15 protein-coding genes and 1 pseudogene are annotated in these 15,144 nt (G+C 73.3%); 8 read left to right on the top strand and 8 right to left on the bottom strand.

What is annotated here, in order from left to right; translation table 11 throughout:
• Positions 1–118: 118 nt before the first annotated feature.
• From ACF1DX_RS20430 to ACF1DX_RS20405, 6 genes and pseudogenes are all read right to left on the bottom strand, one after another.
• Positions 119–574, bottom strand: a complete 456-nt coding sequence (locus ACF1DX_RS20430) for an NUDIX hydrolase (RefSeq protein ID WP_391792561.1) — start codon at positions 572–574, stop codon at positions 119–121.
• Complete coding sequence (locus ACF1DX_RS20425) at positions 571–1,875, bottom strand: CHAD domain-containing protein (protein WP_391792560.1); 1,305 nt, start codon at positions 1,873–1,875, stop codon at positions 571–573. Before ACF1DX_RS20425 ends, ACF1DX_RS20430 begins: the two co-directional genes overlap by 4 nt.
• A complete protein-coding gene (locus ACF1DX_RS20420) occupies positions 1,856–4,090 on the bottom strand; it encodes an RNA degradosome polyphosphate kinase (protein WP_391792559.1) in 2,235 nt (744 codons plus the stop codon). Before ACF1DX_RS20420 ends, ACF1DX_RS20425 begins: the two co-directional genes overlap by 20 nt.
• A gap of 280 nt (positions 4,091–4,370) precedes the next feature.
• Positions 4,371–5,246, bottom strand: coding sequence for an ABC transporter permease (locus tag ACF1DX_RS20415; protein ID WP_391792558.1), 876 nt, complete (start codon positions 5,244–5,246; stop codon positions 4,371–4,373).
• A 513-nt stretch (positions 5,247–5,759) separates the two neighbouring features.
• A pseudogene (locus ACF1DX_RS20410) lies at positions 5,760–6,254 on the bottom strand (ATP-binding cassette domain-containing protein); the annotation flags it as partial.
• Positions 6,251–6,658, bottom strand: a complete 408-nt coding sequence (locus ACF1DX_RS20405; RefSeq protein WP_391792557.1) for a GntR family transcriptional regulator — start codon at positions 6,656–6,658, stop codon at positions 6,251–6,253. The gene ACF1DX_RS20405 and the pseudogene ACF1DX_RS20410, both read right to left, overlap by 4 nt.
• 109 nt (positions 6,659–6,767) lie before the next feature.
• Between ACF1DX_RS20405 and ACF1DX_RS20400 the strand changes: the two genes are divergently transcribed.
• From ACF1DX_RS20400 to ACF1DX_RS20380, 5 genes are read left to right on the top strand one after another with little or no spacing between them, the layout of a single operon-like run.
• Positions 6,768–7,310, top strand: coding sequence for an RNA polymerase sigma factor (locus ACF1DX_RS20400; protein ID WP_391792556.1), 543 nt, complete (start codon positions 6,768–6,770; stop codon positions 7,308–7,310).
• Entirely contained in the window at positions 7,307–8,158 is an 852-nt protein-coding gene (locus ACF1DX_RS20395) for a zf-HC2 domain-containing protein (RefSeq protein WP_391792555.1), read from the top strand. The genes ACF1DX_RS20400 and ACF1DX_RS20395 overlap by 4 nt, the downstream gene beginning before the upstream one ends.
• 37 nt (positions 8,159–8,195) lie before the next feature.
• Positions 8,196–9,065 carry an ABC transporter ATP-binding protein gene (locus tag ACF1DX_RS20390; RefSeq protein ID WP_391792554.1) on the top strand — a complete coding sequence of 290 codons (870 nt, stop codon included), beginning with the start codon at positions 8,196–8,198 and terminating at the stop codon, positions 9,063–9,065.
• Positions 9,062–10,585, top strand: coding sequence for an ABC transporter permease (locus tag ACF1DX_RS20385; RefSeq protein WP_391792553.1), 1,524 nt, complete (start codon positions 9,062–9,064; stop codon positions 10,583–10,585). The genes ACF1DX_RS20390 and ACF1DX_RS20385 overlap by 4 nt, the downstream gene beginning before the upstream one ends.
• Complete coding sequence (locus tag ACF1DX_RS20380) at positions 10,582–11,259, top strand: ABC transporter (protein ID WP_391792552.1); 678 nt, start codon at positions 10,582–10,584, stop codon at positions 11,257–11,259. Before ACF1DX_RS20385 ends, ACF1DX_RS20380 begins: the two co-directional genes overlap by 4 nt.
• Here ACF1DX_RS20380 and mshD read toward each other — a convergent pair.
• Positions 11,219–12,145, bottom strand: coding sequence for a mycothiol synthase (mshD, locus tag ACF1DX_RS20375; RefSeq protein WP_391792551.1), 927 nt, complete (start codon positions 12,143–12,145; stop codon positions 11,219–11,221). The two genes, ACF1DX_RS20380 and mshD, sit on opposite strands and share 41 nt — an antisense overlap.
• Before the next feature lie 148 nt (positions 12,146–12,293).
• Between mshD and ACF1DX_RS20370 the strand changes: the two genes are divergently transcribed.
• Complete coding sequence (locus ACF1DX_RS20370; RefSeq protein WP_391792550.1) at positions 12,294–14,114, top strand: bifunctional metallophosphatase/5'-nucleotidase; 1,821 nt, start codon at positions 12,294–12,296, stop codon at positions 14,112–14,114.
• 59 nt (positions 14,115–14,173) lie between these two features.
• Here ACF1DX_RS20370 and ACF1DX_RS20365 read toward each other — a convergent pair whose 3' ends face one another.
• Positions 14,174–14,362: a DUF1737 domain-containing protein gene (locus ACF1DX_RS20365; RefSeq protein ID WP_391792549.1), complete on the bottom strand. Its 189-nt coding sequence runs from the start codon at positions 14,360–14,362 to the stop codon at positions 14,174–14,176.
• An 84-nt stretch (positions 14,363–14,446) separates the two neighbouring features.
• Here ACF1DX_RS20365 and ACF1DX_RS20360 point away from each other — a divergent pair, with 84 nt between their 5' ends.
• Together ACF1DX_RS20360 and ACF1DX_RS20355 are read left to right on the top strand one after the other, a co-directional pair.
• Complete coding sequence (locus tag ACF1DX_RS20360; RefSeq protein WP_391792548.1) at positions 14,447–14,734, top strand: hypothetical protein; 288 nt, start codon at positions 14,447–14,449, stop codon at positions 14,732–14,734.
• On the top strand, positions 14,731–15,129 hold the full coding sequence (locus ACF1DX_RS20355) for a hypothetical protein (RefSeq protein WP_391792547.1): 399 nt from the start codon (positions 14,731–14,733) through the stop codon (positions 15,127–15,129). Before ACF1DX_RS20360 ends, ACF1DX_RS20355 begins: the two co-directional genes overlap by 4 nt.
• Positions 15,130–15,144 lie beyond the last annotated feature (15 nt).

Below are 15,144 nucleotides of genomic sequence, written 5' to 3'. Positions count from 1 at the left end.
CCGCGCCCTTTGTGAGGCCCAGGACATCGAGCGCCCGCCGGACCGTCGCGGCCTCGCGCTCCGTCTCCGCGGCGACGGCCTTCCTCCGCTCCTCCGTCGCCCGGCGCTCGCCATGTCGCTACATGTGTGCGAACGACCGCATCAGCGCGTCGACGAGGGCCCGGTCACGGGCCTCGGTGAGGTGCCGTCGGGCCTCGTCGGCGGAGAGCCACAGGATGCGGTCGACCTCGTCGTTCGGGGTGAACGCGCCGGAGACGGCCTCGGCCGCCCAGTAGCGGACCCGCTTGGGGCGGCCGTTCGCCAGGTAGTGCGCGCTGGGAAGCTCGGCGGCCGGGACGGCGGTGTGGCCCGTCTCCTCGGCGACCTCGCGCAGGGCACCGGCCAGCGGGTCCTCGCCGGGCTTGAGCTTGCCCTTGGGCCAGGACCAGTCGTCGTACTTCGGCCGGTGCACGAGACAGAGCTCGAGCTCGCCGGTCACGGGGGAGCGGCGCCACAGGACGCAGCCGGCGGCCTGGACGGTGAGGGTGCGGTGCGGTGCGTGCGTGTGCGTGTGCTCGGAGTGCGGGGTGCTCACCGGGTGCCTCCCTCTAACGCGCCGGCGGCTTCCTTCCGCCAGACCCGCTGGAACGCGTACCGCGCCGCCTCCACCTCATGCCGCTGGTCGGCGTGGAGCACACCCAGCGCGTACGCCGTGGCCGGGGCGATCCGCGGGGTGCGGGCCGCCTGCGCGGCGGCGGCCGCGGCCTCGGAGGCGTCACGGTGCCGGTCCAGTGCCTCGCCGGCGGCGAGGAGGGCCGGGTCCGGGTCGGCGTGGAGGACCTCCAGGGCGTAGCGGTGCAGGCGCAGGAGGAGCCGGACCTGGTGCCAGGGGGCGTCCTGCGGATGCGGGGCGGGGTCCGGGGAGAGCCCGTGGATCAGCGCCTCGGCGTTGTACGGGCTGCCCGCGGTGAGCAGGGGCAGCGCGGCGACGGCGTCGGTGAGGCGCTCGCGCGCGGCGTCGGCGAGCGGGCGGAGGTCGGCGCCGGCTGCCGCCGCCGGGGAGAGGGGGACCTCGCTGGCGAGTACGGCGACCTTGTCGGCGATCGCGTGGAAGCGGGAGGAGCCGAGGGCCTGCAGGGCGGTGGAGTGCGCCCGGGTCCTCGCCAGGGTCAGCTGGCGGTCCAGCAGCGCGCCGGCCTTGGCGGCACCGACGGTCAGGTTTCCCCGGTCGGGGGTGGTGACCTTGCGGTCGGCGGTGGCCGTGGTGGTGCGGGGCCCTCCGAGGGCGGTGGCCGTGGTGGTGCGGGGCCCTCCGAGGGCGGTCGCCGTGGTGGTGCGGGGCGCTCCGGGGGCGGTGGCCGTGGCGGTGCGGGGCCCTCCGGGGGCGGTCGCCGTGGCGGTGCGGTGTTCGGCCTCGGCTTCGCCTTCGGCCGGGAAGCCGTTCCGGCCCGCACCGCCCGTGCGGGTCTCGTGGCCGGGTGCGGGTGGCCCCTGCGGGGACTTCTCGCCGTCGGCGGCCGCGGCGAGCGTCCTGGCGGCCGGGACCGGTGTGCGGGGCGATGCCCCCGACAGGCGGTGGAGGGCGAGGAGGAGCTGGTCCAGGCGGGAGGCGTAGGCGTGTTCCAGGGCCAGGGTGCCGGAGACCCAGGCCAGTTCGGGGCGCATCGCCTCCGACCAGTCGGGGTCCAGGACCGGCTGGAAGGTGTGCAGGCTCGCGCTGACGCGGCGGGCCGCGCGGCGCAGCGCGCGGGCCGCCTCGACGGAACCCTCCGACGCCGCCGCGCCCGCACCGGTCTCCCGGTGGAGGCGCAGCGCGCGGAGGAATTCGGTCGCCTGGGCCCGCAGATAACCGGCCAGGGCCGTGGGGTCCGTCGGGTCAGGGTGTAGCTGTGCCACGCCGGCGCCTCCGGGCGTCTATGAGCATCTCCTGGACGTTGCGCAGGGGCTGGCCGTCCGCGTCCGTCGCGTGCCGGGTCCACTCGCCGTCCGCGGCGAGGTGCCAGGACTGGGTGGTGTCCGACATGCCGGTCTCCAGCAGCCGGTTCAGAGCCGCCCGGTGCGCGGGGTCGGTGACCCGTACCAGCGCCTCTATACGGCGGTCGAGGTTGCGGTGCATCATGTCCGCGCTGCCGAACCACACCTCGGGCTCGCCGCCGTTGCCGAAGGCGAAGACGCGGGAGTGTTCGAGGAAGCGGCCGAGGACGGACCGTACCCGCACGTTCTCCGACAGGCCCGCCACGCCCGGCCGGATCGCGCAGATGCCGCGCACCCAGATGTCGACCGGTACGCCCGCCTGCGACGCCCGGTAGCAGGCGTCGATGACGGCCTCGTCGACCATCGAGTTGACCTTGATGCGGACGTAGGCGGGCCGCCCGGCACGGTGGTGCTGGGCCTCCTTGTCGATGCGGGAGACCAGACCGTCCCGCAGGGACTTGGGGGCGACGAGCAGGCGCCGGTAGGTCTCGCGGCGGGAGTAGCCGGAGAGCCGGTTGAACAGGTCGGAGAGGTCCGCGCCGACCTGCGGGTCGGCGGTGAGCAGCCCGAGGTCCTCGTAGAGGCGGGCCGTCTTCGGGTGGTAGTTGCCGGTGCCGACGTGGCTGTACCGCCGGAGCGTCTCGCCCTCCTGACGGACCACCAGGGACAGCTTGCAGTGGGTCTTCAGGCCGACCAGGCCGTACACGACGTGGCAGCCGGCCTCCTCCAGCTTGCGCGCCCACTTGATGTTCGCGTGCTCGTCGAAACGCGCCTTGATCTCGACCAGGACCAGCACCTGCTTGCCGGCCTCGGCGGCGTCGATCAGCGCGTCGACTATGGGGGAGTCGCCCGAAGTGCGGTACAGGGTCTGCTTGATGGCCAGCACGTCGGGGTCCTCGGCGGCCTGCTGAAGGAACGCCTGCACGGAGGTGGAGAACGAGTCGTACGGGTGGTGCAGCAGCACGTCCCGGCTGCGCAGGGCGGCGAAGACGTCGGGCTGGGACGCCGACTCGACCTCCGCGAGGTCGCGGTGCGTGCCGGCGATGAACTTCGGGTACTTCAGCTCGGGCCGGTCCAGGCCGTGGATGCGGAACAGACCGGTGAGGTCGAGCGGGCCCGGCAGCGGGTACACCTCCGCCTCGCCGACCTTCAGCTCGCGCACCAGCAGGTCCAGCACCTCGCGGTCGATGGACTCCTCGACCTCGAGGCGCACCGGCGGTCCGAAGCGGCGCCGCATGAGCTCCTTCTCCAGCGCCTGGAGCAGGTTCTCCGCGTCGTCCTCCTCGACCTCCAGGTCCTCGTTGCGGGTGAGCCGGAAGGCGTGGTGCTGCAGCACCTCCATGCCCGGGAACAGCTCCTCCAGGTGTGCGGCGATGACGTCCTCGATGGGGACGTACCGGCCGGGGGAGCTCTCCAGGAAGCGGGACAGCAGCGGCGGCACCTTGACCCGCGCGAAGTGCCGGTGGCCGGTGACCGGGTTGCGCACCACCACGGCCAGGTTCAGCGACAGGCCGGAGATGTACGGGAAGGGGTGCGCGGGGTCGACCGCGAGCGGGGTGAGGACCGGGAAGATCTGGTGCCGGAAGAGGGTGAACAGGCGGGCCTGCTCCTTCTCCGTCAGCTCGTTCCAGCGGACCAGGTGGATGCCCTCCTCCGCGAGCGCGGGGGCGACGTCCTCGTGGTAGCAGGCGGCGTGCCGGGCCATCAGCTCGCGGGAGCGGGCCCAGATCATCTCCAGCACCTCGCGCGGCTGGAGACCGGAGGCGGAGCGGGTGGCGACACCGGTGGCGATGCGGCGCTTCAGTCCGGCCACGCGGACCATGAAGAACTCGTCCAGGTTGCTGGCGAAGATCGCGAGGAAGTTGGCGCGCTCCAGTAGCGGGGTGGCGGGATCCTCGGCGAGCTCGAGGACGCGTTCGTTGAACGCGAGCCAGCTCCGTTCCCGGTCGAGGAAACGGCCCTGCGGGAGCGGGGTGGCGCCGTCGGCCACCGACTCCTCGTAACCGTCGAGGTCCGCGTCGATGTCGGGTTCCAGGTCGGAGACCGTTCCGGCCACGGTGTGCGGGCGGTGGGCGGCGATGGAGCCCACGGAGGGCTGCGGGTGCTGTACCTGTGCCTGGGTGCTGGGCTGGCTCATGACCCCATTGTTCCGCGCCACCGGCGTCACGGGCGCGTCGGAAAACGCGGGTGGGAGCGGTGGGGGCCCTGGGGCGTCCCCGTTCCCCCCGTTCACCCTTCGGGGCGGCGAAGCCTCTGGCACAGCGGGATTCATTGGCCGAGCGTCGCAAGCCTGTCTGAATCGACGGTTACGGAGACATGACGTCCGGGATATCGGGCGGCGGCTCGCGGGGGTGCGGGGTCCGGCGCGGGGAGCCGTACGTCCCTCCCCCCCCGGGAGGGACGTACGGACGTGGGTGTCAGGGGGTGCGGTGGCGGAGGAGGCGGAAGGCCGCGTAGGCCAGGAGTGCGGCGACGGCGAGCACGATGCCGGAGGCGACCAGCTGGAGCGGCCAGTAGTGGGCGGCGGGGTGGAGGTCGCGGTAGAAGCCGACGGCGTGCACGTCGGACAGGCTCGCCTCGCAGCCGGGCATCATGCTGGTGTAGCAAGGAGCGGCCAGCCGGTCGCCGTCGGCGGTCACCACACCCTGCCCGACCCAGATGCCGTCCCCCGTCGGGCCGTCCCGCAGACTGCTCACCCTGGTGACCGCGGGCCACAGCTGCGGCAGGGCGGCGTGGACGGCCGCCCACAGCGCCCCGAGCACGACGGCGGCCGCGGCGAGCGCGGCCATCGCACGGCGCAGCAGCAGCCCCGCGAGGACGCCCGCGGCCAGCCCGGCGAGGGCGAGAGCCACCGGGACGGTGCCGTTGGCGTAGAAGGTGGGGTAGTGGTCCCACGACAGGGCGGTGTCGACGCGGCCCTCGGCCGCGGTCCAGGCGAGGCGGTGCAGCAGGGCGAGCAGGCCGGTCGCCGCGAGGGTCAGTGCGGCCGGGAAAGCGAGCCGGGAGGCCAGCCAGCGGGCCGGGGAGACGCCCTGCGTCCAGGCGAGGCGGGCCGTGCCGGACTCCATCTCACGGCCGGTGAGCGAGCCGCCGGCCCACGCGGCGACCAGGAACGGCACGGCGAGCACGGCGTAGGTCGTGTAGTTGTACACGTCCTTGTAGCGGAGGATGGCGTCCTGGTCGTAGGAGCAGTTCTCGTCGTAGGAGCAGGCGTTGTACTGCTTCCAGGCCGTCGCCGAGGCGTCGGCGAGCGGACCGCCGAGCCACAGCAGCCCCGCACCGGTCAGCAGCACGAGTACCGCACCGGCGAGGAGGGCCGGGGCGGTGCAGCCGTATCAGCCAGCGCAGCTGGCGGGGCGCGTGGGCGGGGCCGGTGGTGGTCTCGGACGGGGCGGTGGTCAGGATGGCGGTCACGCGGCGGTCTCCGTGGTGTCGGGCGCCGGGGTGAGTGCGGGGGCGCCGGGGTTGCGCAGGTAGGACAGGACGAGCTCCTCCAGGGACGGTGCGACGGTGCGCCAGTCGCCGGGCGGCGGTCCGGCCGGGCGGATCAGCGCGCTGACCTGGCGGCCGGTGGTGCGGGACTCCACGACGTCGTGCGGGGCCGGCTCGGTCTCCGCCGGGGCGGACACGCGGGTGTGGGCGGCCAGCAGGTCGTCGATCTCACCGACGAGCCGGACCCGGCCGCCGCCGATCAGCAGCAGGTGGTCGCAGGAGTCCTCCAGCTCGGCGACGACGTGCGAGGACATCACGATCGTCGTGCCGTGCGCGGCGGCCTGCCCCATCAGTACGCCCATCAGTTCGTGCCGGGCCAGCGGGTCGAGGTCGGCCATCGGCTCGTCCATGAGCAGCAGTTCGGGCCGCTTGGCGAGGGCGAGCGCGAGGGCCACGCGGGTGCGCTGGCCGCCGGAGAGCGCGCGGATCCGCTTCCCCGGGTTCAGGTCGCCGCCGGCCACGATCCGCCGCGCGGTGTCCGCGTCCCAGCGGCCGGGGTTCAGATCGGCGCCCATGCGCAGCGTCTCGTCGACCGTGAGCTGCGGGTACAGCGGCTTGGCCTGGTCGACGAAGCCCACCCGGGGGCGGGCCGACGCCGGGTCGGTGCCGAGGACGGTGATCGTGCCGTCGGTGGGGGCGAGCAGCCCGGCGGCGATCGCGAGCAGCGTGGACTTGCCCGCACCGTTGGGGCCGACGACGGCACAGACGCGGCCGGCGGGCAGCCGGAAGGAACAGTCGCGCAGCGCCCGGGCGGCGCGCCGGCCGAAGCGCTTGCCGAGCGCGTCCGCCTCGATGGCCGGGCCGGTCATGACGGGTCTCCCTGGGGGGTCTTCGGGTGCGTGGGGTAGTGCGTTTCGAGTACGGCGGTGAAGAGCGCGGCCACGTCCTCCCGTTCGAGACCGGCCTCGCGGGCCCGGGACGCCCAGTCCTCCAGCTCAGCGCGCAGCGGGGAGTCGGCGGGGGTGGCGCCCAGGGAACGCCGTACGAAGGTGCCGAGGCCGCGCCGGGCCTCCACCAGCCCCTCGCGTTCCAGTTCGCGGTAGGCCTTCAGCACGGTGTTGGGATTCACGGCGGTGGCCTCGACGACCTCGCGGGCCGTGGGCAGCTTGTCGCCGGGTTCCAGCAGGCCCAGGCGCAGGGCCTGTTTGGTCTGCTGCACGATCTGGACGTAGGTGGCCACGCCGCTGCGCCGGTCGATCCGGTAGTCGACCACTCGGCAACCCCCTTTCACTACTTAAGCAGTGAAAGGGGGTTGCAAGACGGTGGGAAAGTCAATCGCGCTCCCCCGAACCGAACGGCGGGGGTCGTCCGATGAGGGGGATGTGAGCGAAACGAGAAGCGACGGGGAGCTGTTGCGCGCCGTCGCGTCGGACGGGGACCGGCGCGCCTTCGAGGAGCTGTACCGGCGGTACGCGCCGTGGCTGACCGCCCGGATGCGCGGCCGGTGCGCCGACGCGGGCATCGTCGACGACGTCGTGCAGGAGACGTTCCTGGCGGTGTGGCGGGGGAGCGCGCGGTACCGGGAGGACGGGGACGCGGCCGGCTGGCTGTGGCGGATCGCCTCCCGCCGGCTGGTCGACGCCCTGCGCGGCGCCGGCGCGCGGGGCCGGCTGCGGCAGACGCTGGCGCGGCTGCGGCACCGGGACGAGGTCTCGGCGGAGGACCGCGTGCTCGCGGGGGTGGAGCACGGGGACCTCGCCGGTGCGCTGGTCCGGCTGTCACCAGAACTGCGCGCGGTGCTCCAGGCGACGGTCGTCGACGGGCTGACCACCCGTGAGGCCGCCGTCCTGCTCGGCATCCCGCCGGGCACGGTCAAGACGCGGGCGATGCGGGCCCGCAGGCAACTCCGGGAGGCGCTGGCATGACGTACGGAACGACGGGCTGGCACGTGTCCGAAGACGACCTGCGGGCGTACGCGCAAGGTGACCTGGAGCCGCCCGTGCTCTGGTCGGCCGACACCCACCTCACCGCCTGCGCGCACTGCCGCACCGTCCTCGCCGAGGTGAGCGACCCGGTCGCCCTCGACGCCGGATGGGACCGGCTCGACGCCGAACTGGACGTACCCAGGACCGGATTCCTGGAGTCGCTGCTGCTGCGGCTCGGCATCGCCGACCACACCGCGCGGCTGCTCGTCGCCACCCCGGCGCTGCGCCGCTCCTGGCTGGGCGCGGTCACTGCGGTCCTCCTGCTCACCGTGGCCGTCACCGCCGGTCACGGCACCGGCGGCTCCCCCGCCCTCTTCCTCGCCCTCGCACCGCTGCTGCCGCTCGCCGGGGTCGCCTTGTCGTACGGGCCCGCGCTGGACCCGACGTACGAGATGGCGGTCGTCGCCCCGACGCACGGCTTCCGGCTGCTGATGATCCGCACGGTGGCAGTGCTCGGCGCCGGGCTCGGCCTCAACGGACTGGCCACGCTCGCCCTGCCCGGGTACGGGCTGTACGCCCTGGCCTGGCTGCTGCCCGCCCTCGCGCTCACCGCGACCGGACTCGCGCTGACCGCCCGGCTCGGCCCGGTGCTCGGCCCGTCCCTCGTCGGCGGCGGCTGGATCGCGCTGCTGCTCACGGCGGACGCCGCCCGGGCCGGCGGGGACGGCCCGCTCGCCCCGTTCACCGCGGCCGGGCAGGGCGTGTCGGCGGCGGTCACCGCACTCGCCGCCGCCCTGCTGGTCCTGCTCCGGGACCGCTTCGACCTCAGCCGGGGCAACGCGGTCTGACCGCCCCCGACCTCATCCACCTGTACGGGAGTTACGTATGACCCCCACCGTCTCCGCCTCCGGGCTGAGCCTCCGTTACGGCGGTGTCCGCGCCCTCGACGACGTGTCGCTGCGGCTGTCCGCCGGTGTCACCGGGCTGCTCGGGCCCAACGGCGCGGGCAAGACCACGCTGCTGCGGGTGCTCGCCACCGCCGTACCGGCCGACCGGGGCTCCCTCACGGCGCTCGGTCACGACCCGGGTACCTCGCGCGGCCGGCAGGAGGTCCGGCGCAACCTCGGCTACCTGCCGCAGACGCCCGGCTTCCACCCCGACTTCACCGCCTTCGAGTTCGTCGACTACGTGGCGATCCTCAAGGAGCTCACCGACCGCGCCGCCCGCCACCGCGAGGTGCGCAGGGTGCTCGACGAGGCCGGCCTCGGCGACGTACGCGGCAAACGGATCCGCAAGCTGTCCGGCGGGATGCGGCAGCGGGTGGCGCTGGCGGCGGCGCTCGTCGGCGATCCCGCGTTCCTCGTCCTCGACGAGCCCACCGTCGGACTCGACCCGGAACAGCGGATGCGGTTCCGGGAGTTGATCGCGCGGGCCGGTGAGGGCCGCACGGTGCTGCTGTCCACGCACCAGACCGAGGACGTGGCGATGCTCTGCCACCGGGTCGTCGTCCTGGCCGACGGCACCGTCCGCTTCGACGGCACCCCCGCCGAGCTGACCGCGCGGGCCGCCGGCCGGGTGTGGAGCAGCACCGAACGCGATCCGGGCGCGAAGGCCGGCTGGCGCACCGGACTCGGCACCTTCCGCAACGTGGGCGACCCGCCCGCCGGCGCGGACCTCCTCGAACCCACCCTGGAGGACGGCTACCTGCTCACCCTCGACGGCCTCCACGGCACGGACACGGAGGTGGCCGCATGACCACGCTCACCGCCGGGCCCCCGGCCGCCACGGCCACGACGTCCGGCCCCCGCGCGTCCTGGGCGGCCGTCCTCACCCTGGCCCGCTTCGAGACCCACCGGCTCCTGCTGCGGGTGCCGGTCCTCGTCGCCTTCGCGGTGTACCTCGGCGCGACGGTGTGGAAGACCCGCACCTCCTGGGACGGCTTCCCCGCGCTGCAGGACGCCGACCGAGCCACCCAGGGCGCGCCCCTGCTCGTCGGCCTCGCGGTGCTGCTCTGCGTCAACCAGGCCGTGCTGCGCTCCCGGCGGTACGACACCGACCGGCACCTCGACGTGCTGGTGGTCCAGCCGTGGCGCCGTACGGCCGCGCACCTGCTGTCCGTCGCGGTCGTCGCGCTGCTCACCGGGGTGTGCGTGGCCGGCCAGTTCATCTGGGAGGCGCTCAAGCCCGGCGCGGTCGGGCACGGTTCGCCGGGCGAGCTGCTGGCCGGGCCGCTGTCCGTCCTGGTGCTCGGTGCCCTCGGGGTGCTGCTGGGCCGGCTGCTGGCCGCCCCCTTCGCGGCCCCGCTGCTGCTCGTCGTCCTCCTGTTCTTCTCCCTGCTGATCACCGACGCCGGTGGCGAGAGGTGGACGCGGTGGCTGTCGCTGACGGTCGGCGAGTACACCTCCAACACGCTGCCGTCCGAGCTGCTGGGCCGCCCCGCCGCCTGGCACGCCCTCTACCTCACGGGTCTCGCACTGAGCGCGGCCCTGCTCGCGGTGCTGGTCTCCGGGGGCGCCCGGCTGCGGACCGTGCGGGTGGGCACCGCCGGGGCGGTGGTGCTGACCCTGGTGGGCGCGGTGGCCCAGTCCCAGGGCGTGTCGCCGGAGACGACCGAGGCGCGTACGCGGTATTCCGTCACCCCGGAGAAGGAACAGCGGTGCGCCGAACGGGGCGCCGTGACGTACTGCGCCTTCCCGGCGTGGGGAGTGCGCACCGACGACTGGGCGGAGGTCCTGAACAGCGTGCGCTCCCTCGCGGGCGGCACCGCGCAGAACCGGCCGCTCGTCGTACGGCAGCGGGTCGAGGCGCGCTACGGCCTGGACAGCGACGCGGCGATCGCCCCGGCCACCCGCCCCGGCGAGATCACCGTCGGCACGGCCTGGGGCGGCAACCGGGTCCCGGAGTTCGCCGTCGCCGTGGCCGGTGTGCTGATCACGGGCACCGAGGCGGGGACGGGTGAGATGTGCGACGGCCGGATGGTCACCGTGATGTGGCTGGCGCTCGCCGGCCGGCCCGACCCGATGTCCGACCTGCGGCGGGTGCGCCTGGACGACAGCGACACCGGCTCCGCGGGCGTCCTCTCGCAGACGAACCCGCTGTCCATGACCGCCGCGCAGACGGAGGTGGTGCGCGAGCTGCTGCGGCGTCCGGAGGACGGGACCGCCGCGAAGGTGAAGGCGCGTTGGGCCGAGCTGACGGCCCCGGAGGTGACGACGGACCGGGTCGCGCAGCTGCTGGGCCTGGACGAACCGGAGGCGGAGGACGAGTGCCTGTGAGGACCGTGGACGCGGCCCTGCTGCGGCCGACCGTACGGACCATGCCCTGGAAGGCGATCGGAGCGGCCGGCACCCTGGGCCTGCTGCTCGCCGCCGCGCCGAGGCTGATGGGCGAGGGGTCGGACGGCCGGCTGGCGCTGAACGCGCTGCGGGCGTCCGCCGTGACCTTCGCGCTGGGAGCGGCCTTCGTGCTGGACGACCCGGCCCGGCACACCACGGCCGCCGTCCCCACCCGGCGGGCCGTCCGCCACGGACTGCGCGTCCTCCTCGTGGCCCCGGTCGCCGCCGTGTGGTGGACCGCCGTACTGCTCCTGGTGCCCGCGCCCGTACGCCCCCCGGCCGCCGCGATCACCCTGGAGGCGGTGACGGCCCTCGCCCTCGCCCTGGCCGGGGCGGCGTTCGCGATCCGCCGCGGGGACGGCGCCCGGCCGGGTCAGGCGGTCGCCGCGTTCCTGCTCGTCGGGTCCGTCCTGGGCCCGCTGCTGACCCCCGGGAGCTGGGCCCTGTTCACGACCCCGGACGATGCGAGGTGGGCGGCGGGCCACGACCGCTGGGCGGTGCTGCTGTGCGCGGCGCTGCTGGTGGGCGCGGTGTGCGCGACGGAACCGAGGCGCCGCGTCACCTTCCGGGGGCTCAGGTCTCCGTCCGGTACATCAGGTCCGTCTCGTGCGTGACGAAGCCCAGCCGCTCGTAGACGGAGACCGCCGCCTTGTTGTCGGCGTCGACGTAGAGCATGGCCGTCGGCAAACCCCGGTCCGCCAGGTGCCGCAGCCCGATCGTGGTCAGTGACTTGCCGAGGCCGCCGCCCTGGGCGTCGGGGCTCACCCCGAGGACGTACACCTCACCGAGGCGCTCCGCCGCGTGCACCTTGGTCCAGTGGAAGCCGACGAGCCGGCCGTCCTTCTCCGCCAGGAAGAACCCCTCGGGGTCGAACCACGCCTCGGCCTTGCGGTCGTCGAGGTCGCGCTGGGTGAGGGCGCCCTGCTCGGGATGGTGGGCGAACGCGGCGGCGTTCACCGCGAGCCAGGCGGCGTCGTCCCGGCCCGGCACGAAGGTGCGTACGGTCACGCCGTCCGGCAGCACCGGGTCGGGCAGGTCGAGGCCGGCCAACGGCCGCCGCATCTGCCGCAGTTCCCGGAACAGCGTCAGCCCGAGGACCTGCGCGAGGTGCCGGGCGGCGGAGTGGCCGCCGTGCGCCCACACCCGCAGCCGCTTCCCGGAGGCGGCGAGCAGTGCCGAACCGAGCGCCCGCCCGTGTCCGTGGCCCCGGTACGAGGGGTGCACGACCAGCTCGGCGGCGGGCGGTTCCACCGGATCGGTGTCCTCCAGCTGGGCGTATCCGACGAGTTCGTCGTCGACGGAGAGCAGCAGGTGCGAGACCCCGTCCCGCTCCCCGCCGCGCAGCTGCAACCGCCCCTGCTCGGACACCGCCTGCTGTCCGTCGACGCGGGCGGCCTCGGCGAGCAGGGCGAGCACCGCCTCGGTCTGCCCGGGGCCGAGCGCGGCATACGTCTGGAGCGAGCGGGGGCGGCCGGGCCGTGCGAAGTCGTCGCTGGTCATGCGTACGAGGTTAAGGGGAGGCGGCCGCAAAACGGACGGCAACGGTGTCGGCGAAAGTTAAACCAGGCCGTAACCTTGAAGACCCTGTCGCGCTACGCGCGTTGACTCTAGGCTGCGCCGGTACCCACTCGGACCCTCAGGGGGGCGCATGCCAGCCACATCCCCGGCGCACCACCAGCGCCGCAGACGTCGTACGAACCGTCTTCTCGCGACCGCCGCCGGTGTGCTCACCGTCGGCGCCCTGGCCGCGGCCGCCCTGCCCGGGTCGGCGACGGCGGACGAGAACCACGGGAACAAGGGCAAGTCCCACCCCGGCCGCTACCAGGACGTGCAGCTGCTGTCCTTCAACGACCTGCACGGCAACCTGGAGCCGCCGTCCGGCTCCTCCGGCCGGGTCACCGAACTCCAGCCTGACGGCACGACGAAGACCGTGGACGCGGGCGGTGTGGAGTACCTCGCCACCCACCTGCGCGAGGCGCGCGAGGGCAACCGCTACTCCATCACCGCCGCCGGCGGTGACATGGTCGGCGCGTCCCCGCTCATCTCGGGCCTCTTCCACGACGAGCCCACCATCGAGGCGCTGAACAAGCTCGACCTGGACGTGACGAGCGTCGGCAACCACGAGTTCGACGAGGGCGCGGCCGAACTGGCCCGTCTTCAGAGCGGCGGCTGCCACCCGGACGAGGGCTGCTACACCGACAAGGAGTTCAAGGGCGCCGACTTCCCGTACCTGGCGGCGAACGTCCTGGACGAGAAGACGAAGAAGCCCCTCCTCAAGCCGTACTGGGTGTGGAAGAAGCAGGGCGTCAAGGTCGGCTTCATCGGCGTGACCCTGGAGGGCACCCCGGACATCGTCTCGGCGGAGGGCGTGAAGGGCCTCGCCTTCAAGGACGAGGTCGAGACGATCGACAAGTACGCCAAGGAGCTCCAGCGCCAGGGCGTGAAGTCGATCGTGGCGCTCATCCACGAGGGCGGCTTCCCGGCCTCGTCCTCCTACAACTACGACTGCGACTCCCCGGGCGCGGGCGACGGCATCTCCGGCCCGATCGCGGACATCGCGAAGAACATCACGCCCCAGGTGGACGCGCTGGTCACCGGTCACACCCACAACGCGTACGTGTGCACCGTCCCCGACCCGGCGGGCAAGCCCCGCATGGTCACCTCGGCCGCGTCCTTCGGCCGCCTCTACACCGACACCACGCTGACCTACGACCGCGCGACGGGTGACATCGCCCGTACGGCCGTGAAGTCCGCGAACCACGTGGTGACCCGGGACGTCCCCAAGGCGCCCGACATGACCGCGCTGATCGGCAAGTGGAACACCCTCGCCGCCCCCATCGGCAACCGCCCGATCGGCTACATCTCCGGTGACATCGTGAAGGACGGCACGGAGTCCCCGCTGGGTGACCTGATCGCCGACGCGCAACTGGAGTACGGCAGGACGCTGGACGCGGAGACCGACCTGGCGCTGATGAACCCCGGCGGCATCCGCGCGTCGCTCACCCACGCGGCCGGCGGTGCGGAGGGCGACGGTGTGGTGACCTTCGCCGAAGGCTTCACCGTCCAGCCGTTCGCCAACACGGTCAACCTCCAGGACTTCACGGGCGCACAGGTCATCCAGGCCCTGAAGGAGCAGGTCAGCGGCCCGAACGAGGCGGCACCGAAGATCCTCCAGATCTCCTCAGGACTGACCTACACCCTGGACCTGACGAAGTCCGGCGCGGACCGCGTGGTCACGGACTCCATCAAGCTCAACGGCTCCGCGATCGACCCGTCCGCCACCTACCGCGTCGCGACGAACAGCTTCCTCGCGGGCGGCGGCGACGGCTTCGCGACCCTGGGCGAGGGCACGAACGACCTGGTCGGCGAGGACGACCTGGCGGCCCTGGAGCGGTACCTGACCGCCCACTCGACGGCGACGAACCCGATCGCCCCGCCGAAGGCGGACCGCATCACCATCGTGCGGTAGGCACTGACGGGGCCGGTACGAGGCGTGTTCACCGCCTCGTACCGGCCCCGACGCATGTCTCAGTCCCCCATGTCGCCCCACACCACTGCCTGAGCGACGATCACCCGCTCCCCGTCGAACGTCACCGACGGCCCTTCGTGCAGGCGGTACCCCGTGGCGAGTGCCTCGCTCACCCGACGGCAGAACGAGGCGTCATCGGGTCCGGTCAGTACGCGGTAGACGGGCAGCCCGTCGGGTGGTGTCGACATGGGGGAAGCGTGTCACAAACCCCTCTTTCGGGTGATCCGATCGGATCGGCCCGCGCGCCACTGAAGTGTGCCTATGGTGAAGCTATGGCAGACCACACCACCATCCAGGTGTCCCGGCAGACCCGCGACCACCTCGCCCAGGTCGCGAAGGAGCGGGGCATGACCCTTGGGCAGCTGGTCGAGCAGTTGGCCTCGGAGCAGCCCACCGCGGAGCAGATCGCCGAACGAGTCGCAGCCGACCGGCAGGTCGTGCGCGAGGTGATCGGCCTCGACATCAGCGACGAGGAGTTCGACCGGGCCCCTGACGTACTCGGCAACATCTACCGGATGGCTGCCGAGAAGGCTCGCGTCGCCCGGAACGCGGCCGCATGATCATCCTGGACACGAGTGCCACTCGAGCCCTCGCGGACGGGCACAAGACGCTGAACCTTCTCGCGGGGAACATGGCCCGTACCCCGGGCGACCTCCTTCGGGTCCCCGCGCTCTGTCTGATGCAGGCGGAGTCGGAGGACGCGGGCGCCGCGCAGCGCGTGCTCGCCTTCTCGTCGGTCGTCGTCGACGATCTCGGTACGGTCGCCTCGGTCAGTGTCGGAACCATGATCCGTGACGGTTACGGAGGCTCGGACACCTGTCACGCCCTGTACTGCGCGCTACCGCGTCCCGAGTTCACCGGCATGTCGATCCTGCTGACGGGCCGCGAAGAGGCCTATCCGCCCGGTGTGGTCACCGTGGACATCGACTCCCCCGGAATGCTCGGTTTCCACTGAGGCGTCCGGTCCCAC

It is taken from the genome of Streptomyces sp. NPDC014676 (genome assembly GCF_043084105.1).
In the GTDB taxonomy this organism is placed as follows: domain Bacteria; phylum Actinomycetota; class Actinomycetes; order Streptomycetales; family Streptomycetaceae; genus Streptomyces.
Note: the sequence above shows the minus strand (reverse complement) of the source record. Positions and strands in the feature narration are given on the sequence as shown.

What these genes read in the sequence shown, in the direction of transcription:
- ACF1DX_RS20420 (WP_391792559.1), bottom strand. Translation starts at nt 4,090, where the DNA reads ATGAGCCAGCCCAGCACCCAGGCACAGGTACAGCACCCGCAGCCCTCC.
- ACF1DX_RS20395 (WP_391792555.1), top strand. Translation starts at nt 7,307, where the DNA reads ATGACGTACGGAACGACGGGCTGGCACGTGTCCGAAGACGACCTGCGG.
- ACF1DX_RS20390 (WP_391792554.1), top strand. Translation starts at nt 8,196, where the DNA reads ATGACCCCCACCGTCTCCGCCTCCGGGCTGAGCCTCCGTTACGGCGGT.
- ACF1DX_RS20385 (WP_391792553.1), top strand. Translation starts at nt 9,062, where the DNA reads ATGACCACGCTCACCGCCGGGCCCCCGGCCGCCACGGCCACGACGTCC.
- mshD (WP_391792551.1), bottom strand. Translation starts at nt 12,145, where the DNA reads ATGACCAGCGACGACTTCGCACGGCCCGGCCGCCCCCGCTCGCTCCAG.
- ACF1DX_RS20370 (WP_391792550.1), top strand. Translation starts at nt 12,294, where the DNA reads ATGCCAGCCACATCCCCGGCGCACCACCAGCGCCGCAGACGTCGTACG.
- ACF1DX_RS20365 (WP_391792549.1), bottom strand. Translation starts at nt 14,362, where the DNA reads ATGTCGACACCACCCGACGGGCTGCCCGTCTACCGCGTACTGACCGGA.
- ACF1DX_RS20360 (WP_391792548.1), top strand. Translation starts at nt 14,447, where the DNA reads ATGGCAGACCACACCACCATCCAGGTGTCCCGGCAGACCCGCGACCAC.
- ACF1DX_RS20355 (WP_391792547.1), top strand. Translation starts at nt 14,731, where the DNA reads ATGATCATCCTGGACACGAGTGCCACTCGAGCCCTCGCGGACGGGCAC.